The following is a 25,553-nucleotide window of genomic DNA, read 5'->3' as shown; positions in this document are numbered from 1 at the left end:
TTAGGTTAGCGAGTCACAAGCTATATTCTTTTTCCAAAGCTCACTTGAGAGTGGTTTGGAATAGCTAACCCACAGAGGGTGGGTTAGCTGGTATTGCTAGTTCACTTAACTATTTAAGTGATTAACCTAGGAAAGCTTCTAGTTCTTCGCTGCCACCGATGTGTTTGCCACCGATGAAAACTTGAGGAACTGTTGTGCGACCAGAGATTGCACGTAGGCTTACCGTTGTAGCGTCTTTACCTAGAACCACTTCTTCGTAGTTTAGACCTTTGTCGATTAGGTTCTGCTTCGCTTTCATACAGAAAGGACAGCCTGGCTTAGTGAATACTGTGATTGACTCTTGCTCTTTGTGCTCAGGAGCAAGGTAGTTAAGCATAGTATCTGCATCAGAAACCTTGAACGGGTCGCCTGGTACGTCTTCTTCGATGAACATTTTTTCTACCACGCCGTTTTTAACCAGCATGCTGTAGCGCCATGAACGTTTGCCGAAGCCGATGTCGTTTTTCTCAACTAGCATACCCATGCCGTCTGTGAAATCACCATTACCATCAGGGATGAATGTGATGTTTTCCGCTTCTTGGTCTGCTTTCCATGCGTTCATTACGAACGTGTCGTTTACAGAAACACAAAGGATGTCATCAACGCCGTTTTCTTTGAACACTGAGTGTAGTTCGTTGTAACGAGGTAGGTGGCTTGAAGAACATGTTGGAGTAAATGCGCCTGGTAGGCTGAATACGATAACTGTCTTGTCTTTGAAAAGCTCTTCTGTCGTTACGTTAACCCATGCATCGCCTTGGCGAGTTGGGAATGTTACTTGAGGGATTGATTGACCTTCTTTAGATGCAAACATATTGATTTCCTTAAATAGTATTTTTAATTTTGTTCTATTAGAGCTTAACGTTTTTCGTTGCTCTGTTTCGTTTTGTTGAGCCCATTATTAGATAAATTCTTTGATAGCTCTAATCGTTTGATGTTATGGTTTTGATAGGTAAATTCTATCAAGAGCATTTTTCTTTTAAATGTTTCGATGAAAACCCTTGTTCTTATTAAAACCTGAGGTAAGAGACTGATCATGAACATTCGTGACTTTGAATACTTGGTGGCGCTCGCAGAGCACAAACACTTCCGAAAAGCGGCAGAAGCGTGCTTTGTCAGTCAGCCCACACTGAGCGGTCAAATACGCAAACTCGAAGATGAAATTGGACTTCAGTTAACCGAGCGTAGCCCAAGGAAGGTGATATTTACAGAATCAGGGTTACAACTTGTTGAGCAAGCCAAGCGCATTCTCAACGAGGTGAAGACCTTTAAAGATATGGCGAGTGGACACGGTGAAGCAATGACGGGGCCAATGCACATTGGTTTTATTCCAACTGTGGGTCCTTATATCTTGCCTAAGATTGTTCCTCATCTGAAAGAGAGCTTTCCTGAGCTAGAGCTCTACCTGCATGAAGCTCAGACTCATCAGCTGGTGAGCCAACTAGAAGATGGCAAGCTCGACTGTTTGGTATTGGCTGCAGTTGATGAAACCGCGGTGTTTAAAGAGATTGATGTGTATGACGAGCCATTAAGTGTTGCCGTGCCGTGTGACCATGAGTGGGCTCAACAAGACAGCGTCGATATGCTTCAGCTAAATGGGCAAACAGTACTTGCGCTAGGTGATGGTCACTGCTTAAGAGACCAAGCCTTAGGCTTCTGTTTTGCTGCAGGTGCAAAAGATGACGAGCGCTTTAAAGCGACCAGCTTAGAAACGCTACGCAACATGGTGGCAGCAGGGGCGGGTATTACTTTGCTTCCACAGTTATCAGTACCGAAAGAGAAGCAGAAAGACGGTGTGTGTTACGTGCCTGCGGTGAACCCAACGCCTTCACGTCGTATTGTGGTTGCGTACCGTCCGGGCTCTCCATTGAAGGGGCGTTTCGAGCAACTTGCTGAAACTATCCGAACGCAATTAGAAAAATCGCTCTGATGTTCGAACTAACAATCTAGACAGCTCATGTTGTCGAAATAAAAAAAGGGTTGATATGAATTCATATCAACCCTTTTTGTTGGTTCATGTTACTGGGTTCAACAGACCCTAGTTAGAACAGCTCTTCTACGGCTTCACCTGATGAGGTTGAGTAGATGTCATCATTGAAACGCTCGGTGATGTACTCGGTAGGCTCAGTGCCTTTCTCGAAGTACTCGAACATTGATGAGCTATCGAACTTGTTGGTCAGTAAGCCAGTATCACGGTCAATACGAACGCGGACGATGTTTTCCGGAATCTCTTTACGTTGAGCCGGAACGCCTGCGAGTGCAGTACCCATGAAATCAACCCATGCAGGTTCTGCTGTTTTTGCGCCAGCTTCTGCACCAGTAATCTGGTTCTTACCAAGGTTAGAGTTCGCTTTAGTGCGACCTAGGTTGCGGTTGTGGTTATCAAAGCCAACCCATACCGTTGCAACCATGCCAGGACCGTAGCCGCTGTACCAAGTATCTTTCGAGTCGTTGGTCGTACCGGTTTTGCCACCAATGTCACGACGCTTCAATGGTTGAGCACGCCAGCCTGTACCATTCCAACCCGTACCTTGGCTCCAGTCACCGCCACCCCAGATGTTGCTGTACATCATTTCACGAACAAGGAAAGCGTTCTGCTCAGAGATAACTTGAGGTGCGTATTGCACTTCAGCATCAACGTCTTGCTCTGCAAACTCATCCGCCATTGGATCTGCGGTAATAGTCTGTTTGCAATCTTCTTTACACACCACTTTCGGTGTCGCTTCAAACTCAGTTTCACCAAATGGTGTCTCAACGCGGCTGATGTAGAAAGGTTCAACGTAGTAACCGCCATTCGCGAATACTGAGTAACCTTGCGCTACTTTCATTGGCGTTAAGCTACCAGCACCCAGAGCAATGGTTTCTGAACGAGGCACTTCATCAATATCAAAACCGAAACGAGTTAGGTAGTTACGAGTGTCATCTAAACCAACTTCACGCAGCACACGTACTGCCATTACGTTTTTCGATTGAGCTAAGCCAATACGTAAACGAGTCGGGCCAACGTAGGTAGGTGGTGAGTTCTTTGGTCGCCATGCCGTACCTTGGCTCTTATCCCATTGGTTAATCGGTGCATCGTTGATCAGTGAAGCCAGTGTTAAGCCTTTCTCAATCGCTGCTGAATAGATAAATGGTTTGATACCAGAACCAACCTGACGAATAGATTGCGTCGCACGGTTGAACTTGTTGTGAACAAAGTTGAAGCCACCTACCATCGACAATACTGCGCCGTTGTTCGGGTTCATTGCCACAAATGCCGTGTTTGCATTTGGCACTTGGCTTAGACGCCAAACAACAGGTGTTTCCGATTCTGCTGTCGCTGACTCTTCTGTCGGCTCTTCAGAGACTTCGTCGCCTGTTACGGCTTCATGACGAACCCAAACTTGCTCACCAACAGCAAGAATCTCTTTTGCTTGCGAAGGAGCAGGGCCTTGGCGATTGTCTGTTAGGAACTTACGAGCCCAGTTCATGCCTTGCCATTCAATGGTGCCTTCGCCTTGGTTTTTAACCCAAACCTGAGCGCTTTTCGAATCAACTGAAGTCACAACCGCAGGGACTAGGTCACCATAGGTTGGCTGAGACTTAAGGTGTTTAACGATCTTTTCATGATCCCAAGCAGATTGCTCGGTTTGCCATAAGACTTTTTCAGCACCACGGTAGCCGTGACGCTCATCGTAGCCAAGCAGGTTCTTAATCGCGGCTTGGTTCGCTGCTTTCTGTAGCTTCGAATCAACGGTCGTGTAGACCTTCATGCCTGATGTGTAAGCGGCTTCGCCATAGCGTTCCACCATCCAAGCACGTGCAACTTCTGCAACATAAGGCGCGCTGAGTTCAATCTCTGCACCGTGGTACTTCGAGATAAGCTCTTCACTGCGAGCCTCATCAAACTCTGCTTGAGTGATGTATTTCTCGTCCAACATACGACGTAATACAACGTTACGACGGTTGGTTGCACGTTCAACAGAATAGATAGGGTTCATTGTCGATGGTGCTTTTGGCATACCTGCAAGTGTAGCTAACTCACTCAGGGTTAGATCCGGAAGATCTTTACCGAAGTAAACACGCGCTGCTGCGCCGAAACCATATGAACGGTGACCAAGGAAGATCTTGTTTACGTATAGCTCCATGATCTCTTCTTTGCTAAGCAGTTGCTCAATGTGGATCGCAATGAAGATCTCTTTAATCTTACGCATGATCTTTTTCTCATTAGATAAGAAGAAGTTACGCGCAAGCTGCTGAGTAATGGTACTCGCACCTTGTTTTGCAGAACCCGACATAGCAACCACTATCGCTGCACGAGTAATACCGATTGGGTCAATACCCGGGTGTTCGTAGAAACGGCTATCTTCGGTAGCAATCAAAGCCTCAACTAAGTGGCGAGGAATCTCATCATAAGTGACTGGATTACGACGCTTTTCACCAAATTGAGAGATCAACTTACCGTCTTGACTGAAGACTTGCATCGGCGTTTGGAGTTCTACGTCGCGCAAAGTGGCAACATCAGGCAACTCTGGTTTTACGTAATAATAAAACCCGAAAATTGTACTGACTCCAAGAATCATGCAAATCAATGTAAATATGAATAATCGCTTTATGAACTTCACCGGATAATCCCTGATTAGTTAAGGCTGATAAGCAGCAAACCCTTGTACTCTAGGCTAAAAACTTAGCTTTCGTTTATTAACGCTTATTTAACTAATAATCACAACCCCTAGATAATCAACGAAATGCTTGGCACTTCAGGAGCTAGGTCACATGGGTTCATCATTAATTACAGGTATAGATATAAATCATCACAGCATCAAAGCCGTGGTACTAAAACCCGTGGGGGAGTTGTATGCCCTAGTGGGATACAAAGAGCTGCCGATTTCGGACGACATTTTTACAGCTAACCATACTTTGGAGTATCAGAAAACTGTTAAGAAACTCAAAGAACTTAGGAAAGGACTGCCTTTTGGCTGTCGCAACGTCGCCATTTCGGTACCCGATAACACAGTGATCAGCAAAGTACTGCAAATAGAGAGTGAGTTAGAAGACAGAGAAAAAGAGTTTTCGATCTATCAAACCTTCGCTCACCAGTCTCCCTTTCCTATCGAGGAGCTGAGTTTAGATTTTGTAAAGCTGGAAGACAAACGATTTGGCAAAGGATCGACAAGCAGTTATCAGGTGTATGCCACTCGCAAGGAAGTGGTCGATAGTCGAGCTGATGCGCTAACTAAAGCGGGTTTTAAACCTGTGGTCGTGGATACGCAGGCACATGGGCTACTCAATATCTGGCAATTGGCATCACGCTTGTATCCCGATAAGAAGAACTGGTTGCTGGTGGATGTTGGAATCGACCAAACCTCGTTAGGGGTTATCCCGCAGAATTCAACTCCCTTCTATAAAGACATCGCTTTTGGCACTCAAGATCTTCGCAGCTCGGATAACCCGAGTGATATAGAAGGCGTGTTCGGCACGGCTGAAGATACTCACCGATTTATTGTCAATTTAATCGAAAAGCTTAAGCGTCAGTTGCAGCTCTATTCTTCAGTCAATGCACTTCAGCCTATTTCAGGGATCTGGCTAATGGGTGAGGGTGCGAGCATCCCGATGGTCACTGAAGAGCTAGAGCGCCATTTTCAGCTGAGCTGTGAGTCGCTTAATCCTTTATCTCTGTTTGAGAACAAAGTAGCGAAGCGACGCCGATTGCCAATGGACTGGCAACACTTTGGTATTGCCGCAGGTATGGCGATGAGTGGGCTCAAGTGGCAGGGAGAAAAGCATGTTGCATCAAATTAACCTGCTGCCTTGGCGCGATGAGATTCGTGCTCAGCATAAGAAGCGTTTCGTTCATTTGGTTATTCTCGGTGTCATCATTGCGCTTGGTGGGCAATGGGTGGTCGGTAACTACTTTCACGACCAACAAGCCAAGCAGCAAGCGCGCCTTAATTATCTCAATCAATACATCGCTGAGCTTGATCGACAGATTCAGTCATTAAAAGTCGCCGAGCAAGAGCACAAAGCCATTCTCACTCGACTGGATGTGGTGGAGTCTTTGCAGCTTGGCCGCAATAAGACCACCGACTTCATGAACCTGATGCCGGAGCTTATCCCTGAGGGCGTGTATGTCGACAAGATAAAGATGAATGGTCAGGAGATTGAAATGTCGGGCATCAGCGACAGTACGGCTCGTCTCGCCACTATGTTGGACAACTTAGAACGATCTGATTCTCTGGAAGGGGTTGAGATGCACTCTATCGTTCATAACCGCAAGCGCTTCAATAAAGAGTTTCAGACCTTCAAGGTCTCTTTTGTGTTCAGTCCTATTTCTTTAGAAAGCACCACGGCGAACCGTAAAGGGAAGGAGGCGAATCATGGCTAACCTTCAAAATTGGATGAGTTTTCAGGATCTTGATGTTGATGAGATCACCGAGTGGCCGTTGCTGCCTCAGCTCTTAGTCATTCTGGTGTTGGTGATATTAATCCAAGGTGTCGGCACTTGGCTCTATGTGTTGCCACTCGACGATGAACTGCAACAGATGAAGCAACAAGAACAAACCTTAAAGACAACCCTACGAATAAAGGCCAATAAGGTTGCAGCCCTACCTAAGTTGCAGAGCCAGTTGGATGAGCTAACCAGTCGCTACGATTACCTGTTGGAGCAGCTACCAGTTCAAAAAGAGCTGGCCAGTATGTTGGCGTCTGTGAATGAACTCGGCTTGGATAATTCGCTAACCTTCACTCGAATCGATTGGGGACAAAAGCAGAACAAGGAGTTCCTCTATCGTTTACCGCTCAATATCGAACTGACGGGTGACTACCATGAGATAGGCGATTTCTCTGCCGCCATCGCCAAGCTGCCGCGCATCATTAGCTTTGATGATGTGAACTGGCAGCGAGTTAGCCAAGAAAGCAGCACGTTGCACTTTAGGGTTCGAGCTTATACCTACCAGTTTAAATCGGAGGTCAATGATGAAACCCAATAGCGTGCTCTACTCAATAGCGTTGCTGCTTGCGCTGTCAGGCTGCAAAGCCAATCAAGACTCACTCGAAGACTTTGTAGTGCAGGTTGAAGCCAAGGCGAGAAAAGACGTCGAGCAACTTGTCCCTGCGACTGAGTTCTTGGCTGCGACTTATCAGCGCCGAGCCTTTCGTCCTCCCTTTGAACTTCCTAAAGAAGCCATTGTGCAAAATCAGCCCTTGGTTAAGAAAGACTGCTGGCAACCCAGCACCCGCTCTCGTAACGGAAAGTTAGAGAAGTACCCACTCAGCAAGTTGCGTTTGAGAGGCGTGATGGGCAGTGGGTCAAGTGTGTTTGGGCTAGTGCAAACACCGAAAGGCAACGTGGTAAACGTCAAAAAAGGCCAGTTTATCGGCCTAAACAATGGCCGAGTTACTAAGGTGACGAGCCAGTACGTTCAGATTAATGAAACTCTTCCAGATGGCTTAGGTTGTTGGCATAAGCGCAACGTTAGGCTGGCTCTGAAGTAAACCAATGTCACATGATGTGGATATGAGATGTAAATATGAATAAAGGAATAAGTCGATTAGTGAGCAAGGCTCTACAAGGTTTTGCAGTGTCTGTGATGTTGTTTTTTAGCGTGCTCAGCCACGCAGAGAGCTTGCCTAATAAATTAGAGAATATTGATTTTAGGGTTAATAAGGATAAAGACGCCGTCATTATTATTGAACTGGCCACCAGTACAGCGGTGGTCGATGTACAGCGTGCTCAGGAAGGTTTGAGTATAGAACTACTCAATACTCAGGTTGATGACGATAAACTTTACCTTCTGGATGTGAAAGATTTCGCCACCTTAGTTGAAGGGATTGAAGTCTACAAAGAGACACCGAGCACTCGGCTTCTCGCAACCATCAATAATGACTACCAGTATGAATACAATCTAAAAGGTCGCTTCATTGAGGTAGTGATCAGCAAGCCGGTTATCGATGAAACGACAGTTGAGAAAAGCATCCTAGAGAAAGAGGGCAAGCTGATCTCAATTAACTTCCAAGATATCCCAGTACGAAACGTTCTTCAGTTGATTGCTGACTACAACGACTTCAACCTTGTTGTGTCTGATTCGGTCGCGGGCAACCTGACTTTACGTTTAGATGGCGTACCTTGGCAGCAAGTTCTCGACATTATCTTGCAAGTTAAAGGATTGGATAAGCGCGTGGATGGCAATGTCATCTTGGTTGCACCGAAAGCTGAGTTGGATCTTCGAGAGCAGCAAGCGCTCGAGAAATCTCGTTTGGAAGAGGAGTTGGGCGAGCTCAAATCGGAAATCATCAAGATCAACTTTGCTAAAGCCACCGACATCGCTGACATGATTGGCGGTGAGGGGGCGGTGAGTATGTTGTCTGATCGTGGTTCGATTACTATTGATGAGCGCACTAACTCTTTATTGATTCGTGAGTTGGAAGAGAACATCGCCGTGATACGAGGCATCATTGAATCCTTGGATATCCCCGTGAAGCAGGTACAGATAGAGGCGCGTATCGTGACCGTCACTGAGGGTAATCTTGATGAGCTTGGCGTGCGCTGGGGTGTTTCCTCGACCAACGGAAGCTTCACCGTTGGCGGTTCAATAGAAGGCAACCATCCATCACAAATAACACCATATGACGATGATGGCGGTAATAGTGCGATTGATGACTACCTCAACGTTAATTTGGGGGCGACATCGCCGAATGCATCAAGCATCGCGTTTCAGGTGGCCAAACTTGGCTCGGATACGTTGCTCGACCTTGAACTGTCGGCACTGCAACAAGAGTCGAAAGCAGAGATCATTTCTAGCCCACGCTTAATCACCACCAATAAAAAGCCCGCTTATATTGAGCAAGGTACTGAAATTCCTTACTTAGAGTCCTCTTCAAGTGGTGCTACGTCGGTCGCATTTAAGAAAGCGGTATTGAGTCTTAAAGTGACGCCTCAGATAACGCCCGACAATCGCTTAGTGTTGGATTTGAGTGTGACTCAAGATAGACCCGGCCAAGTGGTAAAAACCGGAACTGGGGAAGCGGTCGCGATAGACACCCAAAGAATCGGTACGCAAGTGCTTGTTAATAATGGTGAAACGGTCGTGCTTGGTGGGATATTCCAACACAGCGTGAGCAGCACAGTCGATAAAGTTCCTGTGTTAGGAGACCTACCTTTGTTAGGTGCATTGTTCCGTCGTAGCTATGAAAATGTGGGCAAAAGTGAACTGCTTATTTTTGTCACGCCTAAAGTTGTGATTCAGTAATGAACAATTAGATTAAAAATAAAGTTGCATTAGTGGCACCTAACCTTGATAATTTCGGGTCTTATCACGAATTATCTGTGAGGAATCGGTGCCACGGGCCTTTTAATTTCAGTACTTGTACTGACCTACCTTGTGGCGATGTCATTGAATTAACGTTGTAAATTACTGCTAAAAACATGGCTGAGAAACGCAATATTTTTCTTGTTGGCCCAATGGGCGCCGGCAAAAGTACAATTGGTAGACACCTAGCTTCCCAACTTCATATGGAGTTTTTAGACTCTGACACTGTGATCGAAGAGCGCACTGGCGCAGACATCGCATGGGTTTTTGATGTTGAGGGCGAAGATGGTTTCCGTAAGCGCGAAGAATCTGTAATCAACGATCTGACAGAAGAACAAGGTATTGTTCTTGCGACAGGCGGTGGTTCAGTGCTGAGCAAAGAAAACCGTAACCGTCTATCTGCACGAGGCATTGTTGTATACCTAGAGACAACAATTGAAAAGCAACTTGCTCGCACTAACCGCGACAAGAAACGCCCTCTACTTCAAACAGACAACCCGCGTGATGTGCTAGAAGATCTAGCTGTATCTCGCAACGCACTATACGAAGAAGTGGCGGACTACACAGTTCGTACTGACGACCAAAGTGCAAAAGTGGTAGCCAACCAGATCGTAAAAATGCTAGAAGAACGTTAAGTTCATTTTTTCGGAGAGCAAACCCATGGAACGGATTACGGTCAATCTAGCTGAGCGTAGCTACCCAATCTCTATTGGCGCCGGGTTATTTGAAGACCCGGCGTACCTTTCTTTTTTATCAGGCAAACAGAAAGTTGTTGTTATCAGTAATGTGACAGTAGCGCCTCTTTATGCTGATAAAATTTTATCGCTATTGGATCAAGTTGGCTGTCAGACTTCTCTTTTAGAGTTGCCAGACGGTGAACAGTACAAAACCCTTGAAACGTTCAATTCAGTGATGAGCTACATGCTTGAAGGAAATTACAGCCGCGATGTGGTGGTGATTGCTTTAGGTGGTGGTGTTATCGGTGACTTGGTCGGTTTTGCTGCTTCTTGTTACCAGCGCGGTATTGATTTCATTCAAATCCCAACGACACTTCTTTCTCAAGTGGACTCTTCTGTAGGTGGTAAAACCGCAGTAAACCATCCCCTTGGTAAGAATATGATCGGCGCTTTTTACCAACCGAAATCTGTCATCATCGATACTAACTGTTTATCAACGCTTCCAGAGCGTGAGTTTGCAGCGGGTATTGCTGAGGTGATCAAATACGGCATCATTTACGATGAAGCCTTCTTTGATTGGTTGGAACAGAATCTAGAGAAACTTTATCAACTTGATGAAGAGGCACTGATTACCGCAATTGCTCGTTGTTGTGCAATTAAGGCAGAAGTGGTGGCTCTAGATGAAAAAGAGTCAGGAATCAGAGCGTTATTGAACCTAGGTCATACATTTGGTCATGCGATCGAAGCAGAACTAGGCTATGGTAATTGGCTACATGGTGAAGCTGTGTCTTCAGGCACTGTAATGGCAGCGAAAACTGCTCAATTACAGGGACTGATCTCTCAGCAGCAACTTGAGCGAATTATTTCTATACTCAAGAATGCGAAACTGCCAATCCATACGCCAGAAAGCATGTCTTTTGAAGACTTTATGAAGCACATGATGCGTGATAAAAAAGTGCTGTCTGGTCAGTTACGTTTGGTATTGCCAACAAGTATTGGTACTGCTGAAGTAGTCGCTGATGTGCCTCAAGACATCATTAAACAAGCGATCGATTTCTGCCGTACTCTTTAAATTTGGTTGTGAGGTTGCCTAGTTAAACTCTAGGCAACTGAAGCGTTTTACTGATCGATCTTATCAGTAGGGATCCCCAATGAGTTTGGCTCATGAATTAAGAGTATTAGAGTTAGAATCTCAAGTTGAGCTGCTAGAGCGCTTACAGCTTTTGACTAATTTTGGCTCAAACCTAGTCACGGTTGCTGGTAAAACTGGCTCTGGCCGTTCTTGGTTGGCTCAGCGTTATCTTGAAGCGTGGTCGACAGAAAAAAATCAGTGCTTACTGCTTTGTCACCCAAGCCAAGACGATCAACAACGCCGTGCGCTTATTCTTAGCCAAATAGTTTCTGATCCACTCTTTAATCAACATGACTCTTTATCAGATAGCCTCACTCGGTTACTGGATGGGGATTCGTGTAATGTGGTTATAGTTGTTGATGATGCCCACAGACTCTCTGAGCTATTGGTATCCGAATTATGGATGTTGGTACTGGAAGCTCAATCAAACCCTCAATGGACGATCAATATCGTTCTCTTCTCGGATACGGGTCACTTAGACACGCTATTAACACGTCTAAGTTACGGCCAACCACACAAGCCTATCGATCTCGAGATCGATGACCTTTCGCAACCAGAAGCTGAACATTTCTTTGAATCACTGGTGATTCGATATGTTGATGATGAGTCTGAAACTCGCGTGCGACGTGCGTTTAGTAAAGCGCAACCTTTGCCCGGCGAGTTAATGGCTTTAGGAGAATTGAAAGTGGAAAAAAGGATTATTATTCGCTCAATCATTGGCTCACCAATCAATATCGCGATTGTGGTGGCCTTGTTGCTGTTGTTGATTGGTGGTGGTTATTGGTGGATGTTCAGTCAACCAACACCAGACGATAAAGCGCAGTCGCTTATCGCACCGATTGAACAGACGGCTATTCCAACCTTTGAAGTGGAAAGCGGCACTGAACAAACTGGCGTCGATGGAGCTGTTGATTCTGAAGCTGAAACCGACATGAGTTACCAAGGTGCCGATGATGATAGCTCGTCTCTGCCACCAACTGTCGTTGAAGATACCGCGAGTGTCGGAGAAGTCGAACAAGATCAGCAACGCGTTGTGATAACCTCTGACGTGGTTGATGCTCTGCTTGATGATAAGCCTGAAAGTGCTGATACTAGAGCGATTGATGCGGCAGTTGAGGAAAATACAGGGGCAGCGGTTAGTGCACAACCTGATGCGGCGCAAGCCGAACCACAACCAACAGTCGATGAAGAATCAGATCTAACTGATTCAACACCACCGACCAAAAAGATTACCTTCTCCTTTGCTCGTGAAGAGTTACAAGCTATCTCGCCGCGCGCGTATACCTTGCAGTTGAGTGCGATGACTTCATTGGAGGATGTGCAATCCTTCATTGAAGAGTATGACCTTGAGAACAAGGTTCGTATCTACCCAACACTTCGTAACGACACCAAGTGGTTTATCATCACTTATCAAGATTACCCAACGATTCAAGTGGCGAGAGACGCGGTAAGTGCGTTATCAAAACCCCTTCAACAGTTGGAACCTTGGGCAAAATCGATGAATCAAGTGCATCGAGAGATAGAACGTGCGAAATAACCCTGAGCTTAGCCTCAAAATATGTTACATTCCGCAGCCTTATTTTTGAGTTGATAGATAGAGCAGTAAATGAAAAAGCAGCGTGCCTTTCTAAAATGGGCTGGTGGTAAATATGGCCTAGTTGAAGACATCCAACGTCACCTGCCACCTGCTCGTAAATTGGTAGAACCGTTTGTCGGTGCCGGCTCAGTATTCCTGAATACTGATTTTGAACAGTACCTGCTTGCAGACATCAATCCCGATCTTATCAACCTGTATAATCTACTTAAAACCGATCCTGAAACCTATATCACGGAAGCGAAACGCTGGTTCTGCCCTGAGAACAATCGCAAAGAAGCCTTTTTAGATATTCGTGCTCAGTTCAACGATACCGACAACGTCATGTATCGTTCGCTTGCCTTCTTGTATATGAACCGTTTTGGCTTCAATGGCCTGTGTCGTTACAACAAGAAGGGCGGTTTTAACGTTCCGTTTGGTTCTTACAAAAAACCTTACTTCCCAGAAGCTGAGCTGGAGTTTTTTGCTGAGAAAGCGAAAAAGGCCACTTTCGTTTGTGAGGGATACCATGAAACCTTTAGCCGTGCTCGCAAAGGCTGCGTGGTTTACTGTGATCCTCCATACGCACCGCTATCAAATACCGCTAACTTTACCTCTTATGCAGGTAATGGCTTCAGCTTAGATGATCAGGCAGCTTTGGCTGATGTCGCTGAAAAAGCCGCAATGGAACGTGGTATTCCTGTTTTGATTTCAAACCACGATACGACATTAACGCGTCGCTTATATCATGGTGCGGAGCTGAACGTGGTGAAGGTGAAGCGCACCATCAGCCGTAACGGCGCTGGGCGTAATAAAGTTGATGAGTTACTGGCGCTTTTCCATAAAGAGAAAAACCTGCAACACGTATCAGCGGAATAGGTCTGGTCAGAATCGCCTCTAAACTCATTAAATTGAGTGACCAACGGATACTTTCTTAAACTAATCTTTCGAACTGCTAGGATCTGCTTAGGTGCTTAGGTAGAATTGCACACCAAATAGTCTTGGGCTCGAGTCTTGTATTTGTGTATGAGAGAGCACCAAGGCGGTGACATTCGCAATTTACTCACTCTTAAGAGGTTTGGTATGAAAGATTTTCTAATCGCTCCATCGATTTTGTCTGCAGATTTTGCTCGTCTTGGTGAAGATGTAGAAAAAGTGTTGGCAGCTGGTGCTGATGTTGTGCACTTCGATGTGATGGACAACCACTACGTACCTAACCTGACTTTTGGCGCGCCTATCTGTAAAGCGCTGCGCGACTACGGTATTACTGCTCCTATCGACGTTCACCTAATGGTTAAGCCAGTCGACAGCATTGTGCCTGAGTTTGCGAAAGCGGGTGCATCAATGATTACCTTCCACGTTGAAGCATCAGAGCACATCGATCGCACTCTACAGCTAATCAAAGAACACGGCTGTAAAGCGGGCGTCGTTCTTAACCCTGCAACACCACTATCTTGCCTAGATTACATTATGGACAAAGTAGACATGATTCTACTAATGTCTGTGAACCCTGGCTTCGGCGGTCAATCTTTCATTCCTCACACGCTAGATAAGCTCCGTGCAGTTCGTAAGCTAATTGATCAGTCAGGCCGTGACATTCGCCTTGAGATTGATGGTGGCGTGAAGGTTGATAACATCCGTGAAATCGCAGAAGCGGGTGCGGATATGTTCGTTGCAGGTTCAGCTATCTTCAATCAACCAGATTACAAAGAAGTGATTGATGAGATGCGTGCAGAGCTTGCAAAAGTTAACGCATAAAAGTAGAACTAGGGTCAGTTGACCTAAAATCAAAAATTTAGATAAAGGGGCTGATTGGCCCCTTTTTTACGTCTTATTGCTCAACACATAAGACGAATATAATTAATAGGAAAGTAAGATGTCATTAAGCTCAATAATACTGATCGCCTTTGATTTGGATGGAACCTTGTTAGACAGCGTGCCTGATTTGGCTGTTGCTGCTGACCAAGCTTGTCAGGAGCTGGGCTTCCCTTCAGTGAGTGAAGAACAAGTTCGTGACTATGTTGGCAATGGCGCTGACGTGCTTATCGGGCGCTCACTTAGCCGTAACCTAACCGTTGACCCAAGCCTAGAGCCTGAACTGCTGAAGAAAGCGCGTATCCTGTTTGATGATTTTTACGAGCAGGGCGGCCACAAGCTGAGCCACCTTTACCCATCAGTAAAAGAGACGCTGGCTGAACTACATAAAGCAGGTTTCACTATGGCACTTGTGACGAACAAGCCATCGAAGTTTGTACCCGACGTTCTGGCGCAACACGGTATCGATAAGTACTTTGTTGATGTCTTGGGCGGCGACTCTTTCCCAGAGAAAAAACCAAACCCAGTAGCGCTGAACTGGTTGCTAGAAAAGCACAACGTTAAAGCGGAAGAGATGTTGATGGTTGGTGATTCGAGCAACGACATCAAAGCGGCGAAGAATGCGGGTTGCCACTCGTTTGGTCTGACTTACGGCTACAATCACGGTGAGCCAATTTCAGCATCAAACCCTGACTATGTGGCGGATAACGTTGCTCAATTACTAGATGTCGTTCTAGTTTCAGCATAAAGCGTACAAAAGTTAGCTAACCCACTAGCAAAATACTTATCAATGAGTACACTGGTTGAGCCGCGCAGAAAGAGCTGTGCGGCTTTTCTATATTTAAGTTAAGAAGCTAAGCGTTCAATAAACTTAGCGAATAAGCAAAGGAATTAAAACCATGAGCAAGCCCATCGTATTGAGTGGTGTTCAACCATCTGGTGAACTAAGTATCGGTAACTACTTGGGTGCTCTACGTCAATGGCAACAGATGCAAGATGATTACGATTGCCAATACTGTGTTGTAGACCTTCACGCAATTACGGTTCGTCAAGACCCGAAAGCACTGCATGAAGCGACTCTAGACGCACTAGCAATCTGTCTTGCTGTCGGTGTTGATCCAAAGAAGAGCACGCTATTTGTTCAGTCACACGTACCAGAGCATGCTCAACTTGGTTGGCTTCTTAACTGTTACACACAAATGGGTGAACTGAGCCGTATGACTCAGTTTAAAGATAAGTCTGCACGTCACTCAAACGACGTAAACGTAGGCCTATACGACTACCCAGTGTTGATGGCTGCAGACATCCTGCTTTACGGTGCTCACCAAGTGCCAGTAGGTAGCGACCAGAAACAACACCTAGAGCTAGCGCGTGATATCGCAACTCGTTTCAACAACATCTACGGTCCAGAAACACCAATCTTCCAAGTGCCAGAACCTTACATTCCAACAGTGAATGCACGTGTAATGAGCCTGCAAGACGCGACTAAGAAGATGTCTAAGTCGGATGACAACCGTAAGAACGTAATTACTCTGCTAGAAGAGCCTAAGTCGATCATCAAGAAGATCAACAAAGCGCAAACTGATGCAGAAACACCGCCACGTATTGCTCACGATTGGGAAAACAAAGCGGGTATCTCTAACCTGATGGGTCTTTACTCAGCAGCGACAGGCAAAACGTTTGAAGAGATCGAAGCGCAATACCAAGGCGTTGAGATGTACGGTCCATTCAAGAAAGATGTAGGCGCAGCATTGGTTGAGATGCTTGAGCCGATTCAAGCTGAATACCACCGTATCCGTGCTGACCGTGCTTACATGGACGCAGTAATGAAAGCGGGTGCTGAAAAAGCGTCTGAGCGTGCTGCAGTAACACTGAAAAAAGCATACGAAGCAGTAGGTTTTGTTACTCGCCCATAGGGTGAACTAAAACAACTCGCTTGATAATTTGAGCCCAAAGTAGCTTCTGTTTACTTTGGGCTTTTTAATGCCCATTCCATTTGCCTTCCTCGAAAACCCCTTGTTTGAATTGATAATTTACGCAGTATCTGGCTAGCATATCCATCATGTTAATGCTGTGCCGATGATCTTATTCATCACTTCTAGACTTTATAAATTCATACTCATTTCTATATATGTTGGAAATATATAACGTGCCAAACAATTGATGATTCCAAAGTGATAAGTTCCTCATTTTCTTGCCAACTGACTTATTCCTTTCATAAATAAACCTGATAGTTACCACAAAATACATGACTGCCCATAGATGGCAGTGACTATAAATCAATGAACTCAGGTGAAACGGATGGCTCTTTTACACAAACCTTCATTGCTAGCAGTGGCAATTGGTAGCTTGTTAACCACAAGCGCACACGCTGATTTGTTTATTTCACAATATGTGGAAGGCGGCAGCTACAACAAAGCGGTTGAGATCGCCAATAACGGCGATAGCAGCATTAACTTAGATGGTTACTCACTGGCTAAGTCAGCCAATGGCAACGGATCATGGGGCGCCACTTTACCTTTAGACGGCCACGTTTTAGCGCCCGGTGAGGTGCTTGTTGTTGCTCATACCAGTGCCAGTGATGAGATTAAGGCAGTCGCTGACATTCTCAATGCTTCATTGGCTAATCATAATGGCGACGATCCACTGGCGATCCTAAATTCAGACTCAAGCGTGCTGGATATGATTGGTGTGATGGGCGATGTGGACTGGGGCAAAGACGTCACCTTAGTTCGTGCTGAGCAAACACCATCGGCGACGTTTGACGCTTCACAGTGGGTATCGCTACCAAAAGACAGCATTGAAGGTCTAGGTTCACTAGACAGTGTGGAACTACCAGAAGCATTCGCTTGTACGCAAGATGGCTCTGACCCAGTATTCACCACCATTCAAGAAATCCAAGGTGAGGGCGCGACATCGCCATTCATTGATGGCTACCCGTATATCACCGACGATGAGTATTTCGTAAAAGGCGTGGTTAGCGCAGTGACAACGGGCCTAACCAAAGGCTTTTATCTGCAAGCGCTTGAGGATGACTTCAATTCAAGCACTTCTGAAGGTCTGTTTATTCACACTAACCAATCAAGCTCAGACTTAGCTGCAGGCGATGTGGTGTGTGTGAAAGGTAAGGTTCAAGAATACTACAGCCACACTCAGCTTAAAGTTGAAAACAACCAATGGCTAAAGCAGGGCGAACAACAAGCCCCTGAAGCGACGGCGATTGAAGCGCTAGACAGTGATGAGAACTTCGCTGCAACGCTTGAACGTTACGAAGGCATGTTGGTAAAAACAACCGAAGCGCTTGATATGCGTGTGACGCGTACCTTTGGTTATGATTACGCAGGTCGTCGCAACAACATGGTATTGGCGCATGAGCGTATCAACATGCAACCGAACCAGCTTTTCGCCGCAGGTTCTGATGAAGCGAAGCAGCAAACTCAAGACAACGCAGATCGTCGTCTTTTCGTAGAAACGGATCAAAAAGCGGGTGATGGCCAAGTTCCTTTCTACCCAGATTTTGGTCGTACCGACATCGACCAAGATGGTTCGACCGAAGACTACATTCGTATCGATGACACCATTGTCGGCCTAGAAGGTGTGTTGACTTACAGTTACGGTGAATACCGTTTAATTACAACTAACCAGATCTCGGCTGAAAACTTTGTTCGTAACGACCCACGTACTGACAAGCCAAACATGGATGAAGGTGACCTGCGTATCGCGACCTTCAACGTGCTGAACTACTTCAACTCTCCATTTGGCGGTGATGCGAACCAGCACGGCAACAACCGTGGCGCAAACACCATCACTGAGTTTGAAATGCAGCAAGAGAAGATTGTGAACGCGATTCTTCGTCTAGACGCTGACATCATTGGTTTGATGGAAATCGAGAACAACGGCTTTGGTGAAGGTTCTGCCATTCAGCAGCTTGTGAATCAGTTGAATGATCGCATTGAGCGTAAGAAAGACCGTTATACGTTTGTCGCTGTTGATTCAAATGAAGATGGCGTAACCGACGAGATGGACTCTATTGGTACCGACGTTATCACAACAGGTGTTATCTACCGTAAGAAGGTAGTGAAGCTTAAAGACAGCCGCGTTATCGCGATGCCAAGCCAACAAGCACCAGAGGTGTTAGACGATTCAGGTAAGGTGATTGAAGACGGTAAGAACTACCAGCGTGACTCATTGGCGCCAACCTTTAAAGTTAAAGGCACTAAAGAGAAACTCACTGTAGCGATTAACCACTTTAAATCGAAAGGCTCTAAGTGTTGGGAAGATGCAGCACCGGTTGAGCAGGGCGGTCAGGGTGGTGTTGATGCCGATAAGCAAGGCTCATGTGAGAACTTCCGCGTAGCTGCTGCGGTGGCACTGGGTGAAGCGCTCGATGGCATCAAAGGTCACAAAGTGATCCTAGGTGATATGAACTCGTACGGCATGGAAGATCCAATGCTGGTGCTAACGGATTACTCTGAAGAGAAATACGGCAAACAAATCAAAGCGGCTCGTAACACTTACATTGATGGTGTTGAACAGTTTGGTGATAGCGGTGCGGTGATTACTAAGAACTACGGTTACATTAATGCTGTAGCTCAAAAGCACCCAGACAGCTGGAGCTACTCATACAATGACGAAGTGGGCGCACTGGATCACCTGTTGATCAGCGACAGCCTGAAAGACATGGTGGTGGATGCAACGGACTGGCACATTAACGGTGGTGAATCGACGTTGTTTGACTACAACGAAGAGTACAAAGGCGATCTGCCTAAGTACCAAGATCACTTCCGTTCATCGGATCATGATCCTGCGGTTCTTGAGCTAAGAGTTGGCGGTTCATTCGGCTTGGGTGCATTGATGTCATTGTTTGGCCTAGCAATGTGGCGTCGTCGTAAGTAGCTAAATCGTCAGTAGATTGGCAAGCCATACAAGCAAGCCAATTCAGATAGCTTAAGGCTATCTGTAAACAATTAAGGTCAACCTAGGTTGGCCTTAATTATTGGCGAAATGCAGTTTCCACTTGCCTTTCGCTATGGGTATTGCACAATACCGCCCCTATATCTCCCAATCCTTTAGTATTTAGCAAACGATTTCGACCCATGTTACTTATCATCGATAACTACGACTCCTTTACTTATAACTTGTATCAGTATTTCTGTGAGTTAGGGGTAACTGTAAAAGTTGTACGCAACGATGAGATTGATATCGTAGGTATCGAAGCGCTGAATCCTAGCCACATTGTTATCTCGCCGGGTCCTTGTACGCCGGATGACGCGGGAATCTCTCTGCAAGTCATTGAGCACTTCGTGGGTAAGTTGCCGATCTTAGGTGTGTGTCTTGGTCATCAAGCCATTGCTCAAGTGTTTGGTGGGGAAGTGGTGAGAGCCAGACAAGTGATGCACGGTAAAACCTCTCCGATACGCCATAATGGTAAGAGTGTTTTTCAAGGATTGAACAACCCATTGACCGTGACACGTTACCACTCACTCGTGGTGAAAAATGGCACGCTACCAGACTGCTTTGAACTGACGTCTTGGACGGAATTTGAAGATGGCAGCATGGATGAAATCATGGGTTATCAACACAAAACCTTGCCAATTGATGCGGTGCAATTTCACCCTGAATCGATTAAAACAGAGCAAGGACACCAGCTTCTCGCTAACTTCCTAGCACGCTAAGTGTTTAAATTTGACCCTTTCCCCGTCTAAATAGGCCAGTTAAACCTGTCAGTCCATTCGTTAAGCGTTTAAATTCGGGCTTTACGCGTCTCTCTCCCTCTGACGCCGATCACTTTTTATAACATTTCTCTCTCGCTTCGCTAAGTTTTTAGCCTATGCAAAATTATTCGCCTTATTTCCTCTCGAACCCTATATACCGCTGTGCCAGTAAGGCTTTGCTATTGCTGGTTATACGTTTAGGTAAAAAAAGCTTCATAAAACAGATTAATTGATGCATAAATAGTCATAGGTAGTGACGTTTAGCTGGTTGTTAGGGATGGCTAAAGAATAATCTACTATTGAAAAGGTTAATTAAATGTAAATATAATGCTGCAGCGGGATTATGGCGAGACAAAATATCTTTGTCTCACTTATGAACCATTACGCTTATTTGCGAAGCTTGCGGTATCGAGAAGGAATGTACGATGACAGTGGAAAATAAAGTAGAACGTAGTCTGTTTAATGAGGTGATGGTGCCTTGTTATAACCCAATGGAAATGATCCCGGTAAAAGGGGAAGGCGCACGCGTTTGGGACCAACAAGGCCGAGAGTATATCGACTTTGCTGGTGGTATCGCTGTGAGCTGTTTGGGTCACTGTCACCCGGCAATGGTTAACGCCGTTACTGAGCAAGCAAACAAGATTTGGCACCTAAGTAACGTGATGACCAACGAACCTGCACTGCGTCTAGCGAAAAAGCTAACAGACGTATGTTTTGCTGAAAAAGTATTCTTTGCAAACTCTGGCGCGGAAGCGAACGAAGCAGCTCTAAAGCTAGCTCGTCGTTGGGCGGCGGATGTTCACGGTCCTGAGAAATCTGAAATCATTGCATTCAAACAAGGTTTTCACGGTCGTACTTTCTTTACTGTAACGGTGGGTGGTCAAGAAGCTTACTCTGATGGCTTCGGTCCTAAACCGGGCGATGTGACTCACCTGCCTTACAATGATATTGCAGCGCTAGAAGCGCACATCTCTGATCGCACTTGTGCCATCATGATGGAACCTCTGCAAGGCGAGGGCGGTATCATTTCTCCAACGTCTGAATTCGTGAACACAGTTCGTGAACTGTGTGACAAACACAATGCACTGCTTATCTTTGATGAAGTGCAAACAGGTAATGGCCGTACTGGTAATTTTTATGCTTACCAAGGTCTAGGTGTAACACCAGACATCTTGAGCACAGCAAAATCTCTAGGTGGTGGCTTCCCTATCGGCGCAATGCTTACAACCTCTGAACTTGCGACACACCTAAAAGTTGGCACACACGGCTCTACTTACGGTGGTAACCCACTGGCGTGTGCGGTAGCAGAAGCGGTTGTTGATGTAGTTAGCCAACCTGAAACTCTGGCTGGCGTGAAAGAGCGTGAAGCTCTGTTCCGCGATGGCCTAGCTAAGATTAACGACAAGTACCAAATTTTCAGTGAAGTTCGTGGTAAAGGCCTATTGTTAGGTGCTGCACTCAACGACGAATGGCAAGGACGTGCACGTGACGTATTAGTAGCAGCAGGCGAACAAGGCTTGATGGTATTGGTTGCGGGTACAAACGTGGTTCGTTTTACTCCATCACTGGTTATCACTACACAAGAAATTGAAGAAGGCTTATCAAAACTAGACAAAGCAATCGCTACGCTAGTTTAGCCTGAGCGGCGTCATAGGAATGATCGCCACTAGAGCGATCCCATGACGTTCTGCTAAAGGCCCAAGCTTCTGGTTTTGGGCCTATTTTGCATCTGGAGGGAATATTGATGCTAGTTGTTCGCCCAATAAAACTATCTGATTACGATGCGCTGCATACCTGCGCCGTTGAGTCAGGACATGGATTCACATCTCTTCCGGTTAACGAAGAACTGTTAACTAACCGTATTACTCACTCTGAATACAGCTTTGCCAAACAAGATGTGACTGAACCCGGTGACGAAGGCTACCTAATGGTTGGCTTCGACACTGAAACCGGTGAAGTTGCTGGTACCACCGGCATTGAAGCTTCAATTGGCTGGGATGTTCCATTTTACTCTTACCACATCAGTAAAGTAGTTCACTCATCGCAAAAGCTTGGCGTGAATAACGTCGTGAAGCTGCTGACTTTCGGTAACAACTACACGGGATGCAGCGAGATTTGTACGTTGTTCTTGCGTCCGGCTTTCCGTGGTGGATTGAATGGTCGTTTGATGTCGAAGTGTCGCTTCTTGATCATGTCTGAGCACCCAGAGCGTTTCTCGAAAACGATTTTTGCTGAGATGCGTGGTGTCTCGGATGCTGAAGGCAACTCTCCTTTCTGGCAATGGCTGCAAGAGCACTTCTTCTCGATTGATTTCACGCTTGCCGATTACCTAACCGGTATTGGCAAGAAAGGCTTCATTGCTGACCTAATGCCAAAGCTACCTATCTACGTGAACCTACTGAGCAAAGAAGCTCAGGCGGTGATTGGAGAGGTACATGACAATACACGTCCTGCACTTAAGTTGCTGGAGCGTGAAGGTTTCACTAACCGTGGTTATGTCGACATCTTTGATGCGGGCCCGACGGTTGAGTGTGATCTTAGAAACATCGAATCGGTGCGTCACTCAATTCGAGCACAGGTTCAAATTGCAGAGCACTCTAGCTCTAAAGACTTCCTAATTGGTAATACCTCGTTTGAGAACTTCCGCGCAGTAGCCGCGAAAGGTGCGTATGACCAAGCAAGCGACACAGTGATTTTATCATCTGAAGTAGCAAGCGCTCTTGAAGTAAAAGAAGGCGAATACGTTCGCATGTTGGCTCAATAAGAGCGGCGATTATCTGTCGAAGATTTTAAGGATAGAAGTATGACTCAGTGGATAGCAGGACAATGGGTGGCAGGTCAAGGTGACGCCATGACATCAGTAAGCCCATACAACAACGAAGTAGTGTGGCAAGGTGATAGTGCAACACCAGCACAGGTTGAATCTGCAGTAGCAGCGGCTCGTGAAGCGTTTCTAGTTTGGAAAAAGCTGAGCTTTGCTGAGCGCGAAGCGATCGTGTTGAAGTTCGCGGAAAAAGTGAAAGAGAACAGCGAAGAGATCGCGCAAATTATCGCAAAAGAGACGGGTAAGCCTATTTGGGAAACTCGCACTGAAGCGGGCGCAATGGCGGGCAAGATCGCTATCTCTATCCGTGCTTACCACGAGCGTACTGGTGAGGCTTCACGTGAAGCGGCTGGCAACCAAATCGTACTTCGTCATCGTCCATTGGGCGTGATGGCGGTATTTGGCCCTTACAACTTCCCAGGTCACCTACCTAACGGTCACATTGTTCCAGCTCTGCTATCGGGCAACACTGTAGTATTCAAACCTTCAGAGCAGACGCCTTGGACGGGTGAGTTTGCTATGAAGCTATGGCAAGAAGCGGGTCTTCCTGCTGGCGTAATCAACCTAGTGCAAGGCGCTAAAGAGACTGGCATCGCACTGGCTGATGCTAAAGGTCTTGATGGCGTGTTATTTACGGGTAGTGCGAATACGGGTCATATCCTGCATCGTCAATTCGCGGGTCAACCGGGCAAGATGCTGGCACTAGAAATGGGCGGCAACAACCCTATGGTGATCAGTGACCAATACGGTGATGCGGATGCAACGGTATACACCATTATTCAATCGGCGTTCATCAGTGCTGGTCAACGTTGTACATGTGCTCGTCGCCTGTATGTTCCTGTTGGCGAGAAGGGTGACCTACTGATCGATAAGCTGGTCGCGGCTACGCAAAAGATTCGTGTTGATCAGCCTTTTGCTGAGCCTGCACCCTTCATGGGCCCACAGATCTCAGAAGCCGCTGCTAAGTTTATTTTGGACGCACAAGCGAATCTGCAATCGCTAGGTGGTGTAAGCCTAGTAGAAGCAAAAGCGGGTGAAGCGGCGTTTGTTTCTCCGGGTATTATTGATGCAACCAACATTGCTGAACTACCAGATGAAGAGTACTTCGGTCCATTGCTACAAGTGGTTCGTTACCAGTCACTTGAGCAAGCGGTTGAACTAGCGAATGACACACGCTTTGGTTTGTCTGCTGGTTTAGTATCGACAGACGATTCTGAGTGGGAATACTTCGTTGACCATATCCGTGCGGGTATTGTTAACCGTAACCGCCAACTCACAGGCGCAAGTGGTGATGCACCATTTGGTGGTCCGGGTGCTTCTGGCAACCTACGTCCAAGTGCTTACTATGCGGCGGACTACTGTGCTTACCCAATGGCTTCAATGGAAGGTGGTGAAACTCAACTACCAGCTACGTTTAGCCCGGGCATCGAGCTGTAGTTTAGATGGATATTGAGCTAAGGCTCATTCATTAGTTATGAGATAAGGAAGCGGCGTATCGCTTCCTTGTTTTAACCACGCTCAGCATCAAGATTGGGCGGTAGATAATAATAGAACAAGTATGTCACAGGCTGATGGCTGCTGACTCTATGTCCAGCCTCTCCCTTTCTAATCCAAATCACTAGCTTGCTAGAACCTCTGACAAGGAGTCACCATGACGCCCGATCTACTCTTTAAATCACTATGGGATGATTACATTCATAGGCTTTGTCCATCGGCTGAGAAAGTACACCACTTGCTGAAAGAAGACGAAGCGCTGATCAACGATCACATTGCGCTGCGTACTTTTAATGTTGCTCCGCTGGGTATTGAAACATTGGCTAAGCCTTTCCTTGAGCTAGGTTATAAAGCGTGTGGCGATTATCTGTTTGAGAGCAAGAAGCTAGTCGCGAAGCATTACGAGCACCCAGACCCAAAACAGCCGAAAGTGTTCATCAGTGAGTTGAAGGTAGAAGAGTGCTCAAGTGAGTTACAACAGATCGTTGCTAAGCTAGTTGAGCAAGTCGATGCTAGCAAACTACAAGGTCATGAATTCCTGTTTGGTGGACGCCTTTGGGATTTAAGCTTCGCAGATTTCCAAGTGCTCGCAAAAGAGAGTGAATACGCGTCTTGGTTAGCGGCTCATGGTTACGGTGCCAACCACTTTACGGTGAGCGTAAATCAACTCAACGCCTTTGATGAAGTTCAGGCCGTGAATGACTATCTGAGCGAATCGGGTTTCACTATCAATGCATCTGGTGGTGAAGTTAAAGGCTCTCCAGAGGTCTTATTAGAGCAATCATCAACAATGGCAGACAAAGTGCCAGTTTCATTTGTTGAAGGCAATGAGATGATTCCTGGAGGCTTCTATGAGTTCGCTAAGCGTTATGCGATGGCGAATGGTGAGCTTTACACTGGTTTTGTTGCAGCATCGGCGGACAAGATCTTCGAAAGCACCAATGGTTAAACTGTTAACGGCTGAGTTTTACTGACTCGGCGTTAATGTCATGTCTTTACTC

The 25,553-nt window shown here is 46.2% G+C and carries 22 protein-coding genes; 19 read left to right on the top strand and 3 right to left on the bottom strand.

What is annotated here, in order from left to right:
* Positions 1-121 precede the first annotated feature (121 nt).
* Both L1D37_RS14080 and L1D37_RS14075 read right to left on the bottom strand, forming a co-directional pair.
* Positions 122-850: a glutathione peroxidase gene (locus tag L1D37_RS14080; protein ID WP_048659171.1), complete on the bottom strand. Its 729-nt coding sequence runs from the start codon at positions 848-850 to the stop codon at positions 122-124.
* 44 nt (positions 851-894) lie between these two features.
* Positions 895-1,074, bottom strand: a complete 180-nt coding sequence (locus L1D37_RS14075; protein ID WP_239848287.1) for a hypothetical protein — start codon at positions 1,072-1,074, stop codon at positions 895-897.
* On the opposite strand from L1D37_RS14075, the gene oxyR reads away from it, so the two are divergent.
* Positions 1,073-1,966: a DNA-binding transcriptional regulator OxyR gene (oxyR, locus tag L1D37_RS14070; protein ID WP_017632091.1), complete on the top strand. Its 894-nt coding sequence runs from the start codon at positions 1,073-1,075 to the stop codon at positions 1,964-1,966. The genes L1D37_RS14075 and oxyR overlap by 2 nt on opposite strands.
* Before the next feature lie 112 nt (positions 1,967-2,078).
* Here oxyR and L1D37_RS14065 read toward each other — a convergent pair whose 3' ends face one another.
* On the bottom strand, positions 2,079-4,640 hold the full coding sequence (locus L1D37_RS14065) for a PBP1A family penicillin-binding protein (RefSeq protein ID WP_239848286.1): 2,562 nt from the start codon (positions 4,638-4,640) through the stop codon (positions 2,079-2,081).
* Positions 4,641-4,791: 151 nt separating this feature from the next.
* Here L1D37_RS14065 and pilM point away from each other — a divergent pair, with 151 nt between their 5' ends.
* From pilM to L1D37_RS13975, 18 genes are all read left to right on the top strand, one after another.
* Positions 4,792-5,817, top strand: a complete 1,026-nt coding sequence (gene pilM, locus L1D37_RS14060; protein WP_239848285.1) for a type IV pilus assembly protein PilM — start codon at positions 4,792-4,794, stop codon at positions 5,815-5,817.
* On the top strand, positions 5,801-6,400 hold the full coding sequence (locus L1D37_RS14055) for a PilN domain-containing protein (RefSeq protein WP_239848284.1): 600 nt from the start codon (positions 5,801-5,803) through the stop codon (positions 6,398-6,400). Before pilM ends, L1D37_RS14055 begins: the two co-directional genes overlap by 17 nt.
* A complete protein-coding gene (gene pilO, locus L1D37_RS14050; protein ID WP_239848283.1) occupies positions 6,393-7,004 on the top strand; it encodes a type 4a pilus biogenesis protein PilO in 612 nt (203 codons plus the stop codon). Before L1D37_RS14055 ends, pilO begins: the two co-directional genes overlap by 8 nt.
* Entirely contained in the window at positions 6,991-7,509 is a 519-nt protein-coding gene (locus L1D37_RS14045; protein WP_239848282.1) for a pilus assembly protein PilP, read from the top strand. The genes pilO and L1D37_RS14045 overlap by 14 nt, the downstream gene beginning before the upstream one ends.
* Positions 7,510-7,544: 35 nt before the next feature.
* Entirely contained in the window at positions 7,545-9,263 is a 1,719-nt protein-coding gene (locus L1D37_RS14040) for a type IV pilus secretin PilQ family protein (RefSeq protein WP_239848281.1), read from the top strand.
* Positions 9,264-9,439: 176 nt separating this feature from the next.
* Complete coding sequence (gene aroK / locus L1D37_RS14035) at positions 9,440-9,958, top strand: shikimate kinase AroK (RefSeq protein WP_009848907.1); 519 nt, start codon at positions 9,440-9,442, stop codon at positions 9,956-9,958.
* Between the two features lie 25 nt (positions 9,959-9,983).
* Entirely contained in the window at positions 9,984-11,072 is a 1,089-nt protein-coding gene (gene aroB, locus L1D37_RS14030) for a 3-dehydroquinate synthase (RefSeq protein WP_017061124.1), read from the top strand.
* Between the two features lie 79 nt (positions 11,073-11,151).
* Entirely contained in the window at positions 11,152-12,669 is a 1,518-nt protein-coding gene (locus tag L1D37_RS14025) for an AAA family ATPase (protein WP_239848280.1), read from the top strand.
* 69 nt (positions 12,670-12,738) lie between these two features.
* Positions 12,739-13,584 (top strand): Dam family site-specific DNA-(adenine-N6)-methyltransferase, encoded by an 846-nt coding sequence (locus L1D37_RS14020; protein WP_239848279.1) that lies wholly within the window; start codon positions 12,739-12,741, stop codon positions 13,582-13,584.
* Positions 13,585-13,788: 204 nt separating this feature from the next.
* Positions 13,789-14,463: a ribulose-phosphate 3-epimerase gene (gene rpe / locus L1D37_RS14015; RefSeq protein WP_239848278.1), complete on the top strand. Its 675-nt coding sequence runs from the start codon at positions 13,789-13,791 to the stop codon at positions 14,461-14,463.
* A gap of 118 nt (positions 14,464-14,581) precedes the next feature.
* Positions 14,582-15,268, top strand: coding sequence for a phosphoglycolate phosphatase (locus tag L1D37_RS14010; RefSeq protein WP_239848277.1), 687 nt, complete (start codon positions 14,582-14,584; stop codon positions 15,266-15,268).
* 151 nt (positions 15,269-15,419) lie between these two features.
* A complete protein-coding gene (trpS, locus tag L1D37_RS14005) occupies positions 15,420-16,436 on the top strand; it encodes a tryptophan--tRNA ligase (RefSeq protein ID WP_016796005.1) in 1,017 nt (338 codons plus the stop codon).
* 385 nt (positions 16,437-16,821) lie between these two features.
* On the top strand, positions 16,822-19,416 hold the full coding sequence (locus L1D37_RS14000) for an ExeM/NucH family extracellular endonuclease (protein WP_239848276.1): 2,595 nt from the start codon (positions 16,822-16,824) through the stop codon (positions 19,414-19,416).
* 200 nt (positions 19,417-19,616) lie between these two features.
* Positions 19,617-20,195 carry an aminodeoxychorismate/anthranilate synthase component II gene (locus L1D37_RS13995; protein ID WP_239848275.1) on the top strand — a complete coding sequence of 193 codons (579 nt, stop codon included), beginning with the start codon at positions 19,617-19,619 and terminating at the stop codon, positions 20,193-20,195.
* 464 nt (positions 20,196-20,659) lie between these two features.
* Positions 20,660-21,871, top strand: a complete 1,212-nt coding sequence (locus L1D37_RS13990) for an aspartate aminotransferase family protein (RefSeq protein ID WP_017632103.1) — start codon at positions 20,660-20,662, stop codon at positions 21,869-21,871.
* Between the two features lie 107 nt (positions 21,872-21,978).
* The gene (gene astA / locus L1D37_RS13985; RefSeq protein WP_016796008.1) at positions 21,979-22,998 is read left to right on the top strand and encodes an arginine N-succinyltransferase; all 1,020 of its coding nucleotides are present in this window, start codon (positions 21,979-21,981) and stop codon (positions 22,996-22,998) included.
* Positions 22,999-23,037: 39 nt separating this feature from the next.
* Positions 23,038-24,495: a succinylglutamate-semialdehyde dehydrogenase gene (astD, locus tag L1D37_RS13980; protein WP_239830776.1), complete on the top strand. Its 1,458-nt coding sequence runs from the start codon at positions 23,038-23,040 to the stop codon at positions 24,493-24,495.
* Between the two features lie 214 nt (positions 24,496-24,709).
* Positions 24,710-25,501 carry a DUF1338 domain-containing protein gene (locus tag L1D37_RS13975; RefSeq protein WP_239848274.1) on the top strand — a complete coding sequence of 264 codons (792 nt, stop codon included), beginning with the start codon at positions 24,710-24,712 and terminating at the stop codon, positions 25,499-25,501.
* Positions 25,502-25,553 lie beyond the last annotated feature (52 nt).

The sequence above is a fragment of the Vibrio sp. Isolate33 genome (genome assembly GCF_022397895.1).
GTDB lineage: Bacteria > Pseudomonadota > Gammaproteobacteria > Enterobacterales > Vibrionaceae > Vibrio > Vibrio pomeroyi.
Note: the sequence above shows the minus strand (reverse complement) of the source record. Positions and strands in the feature narration are given on the sequence as shown.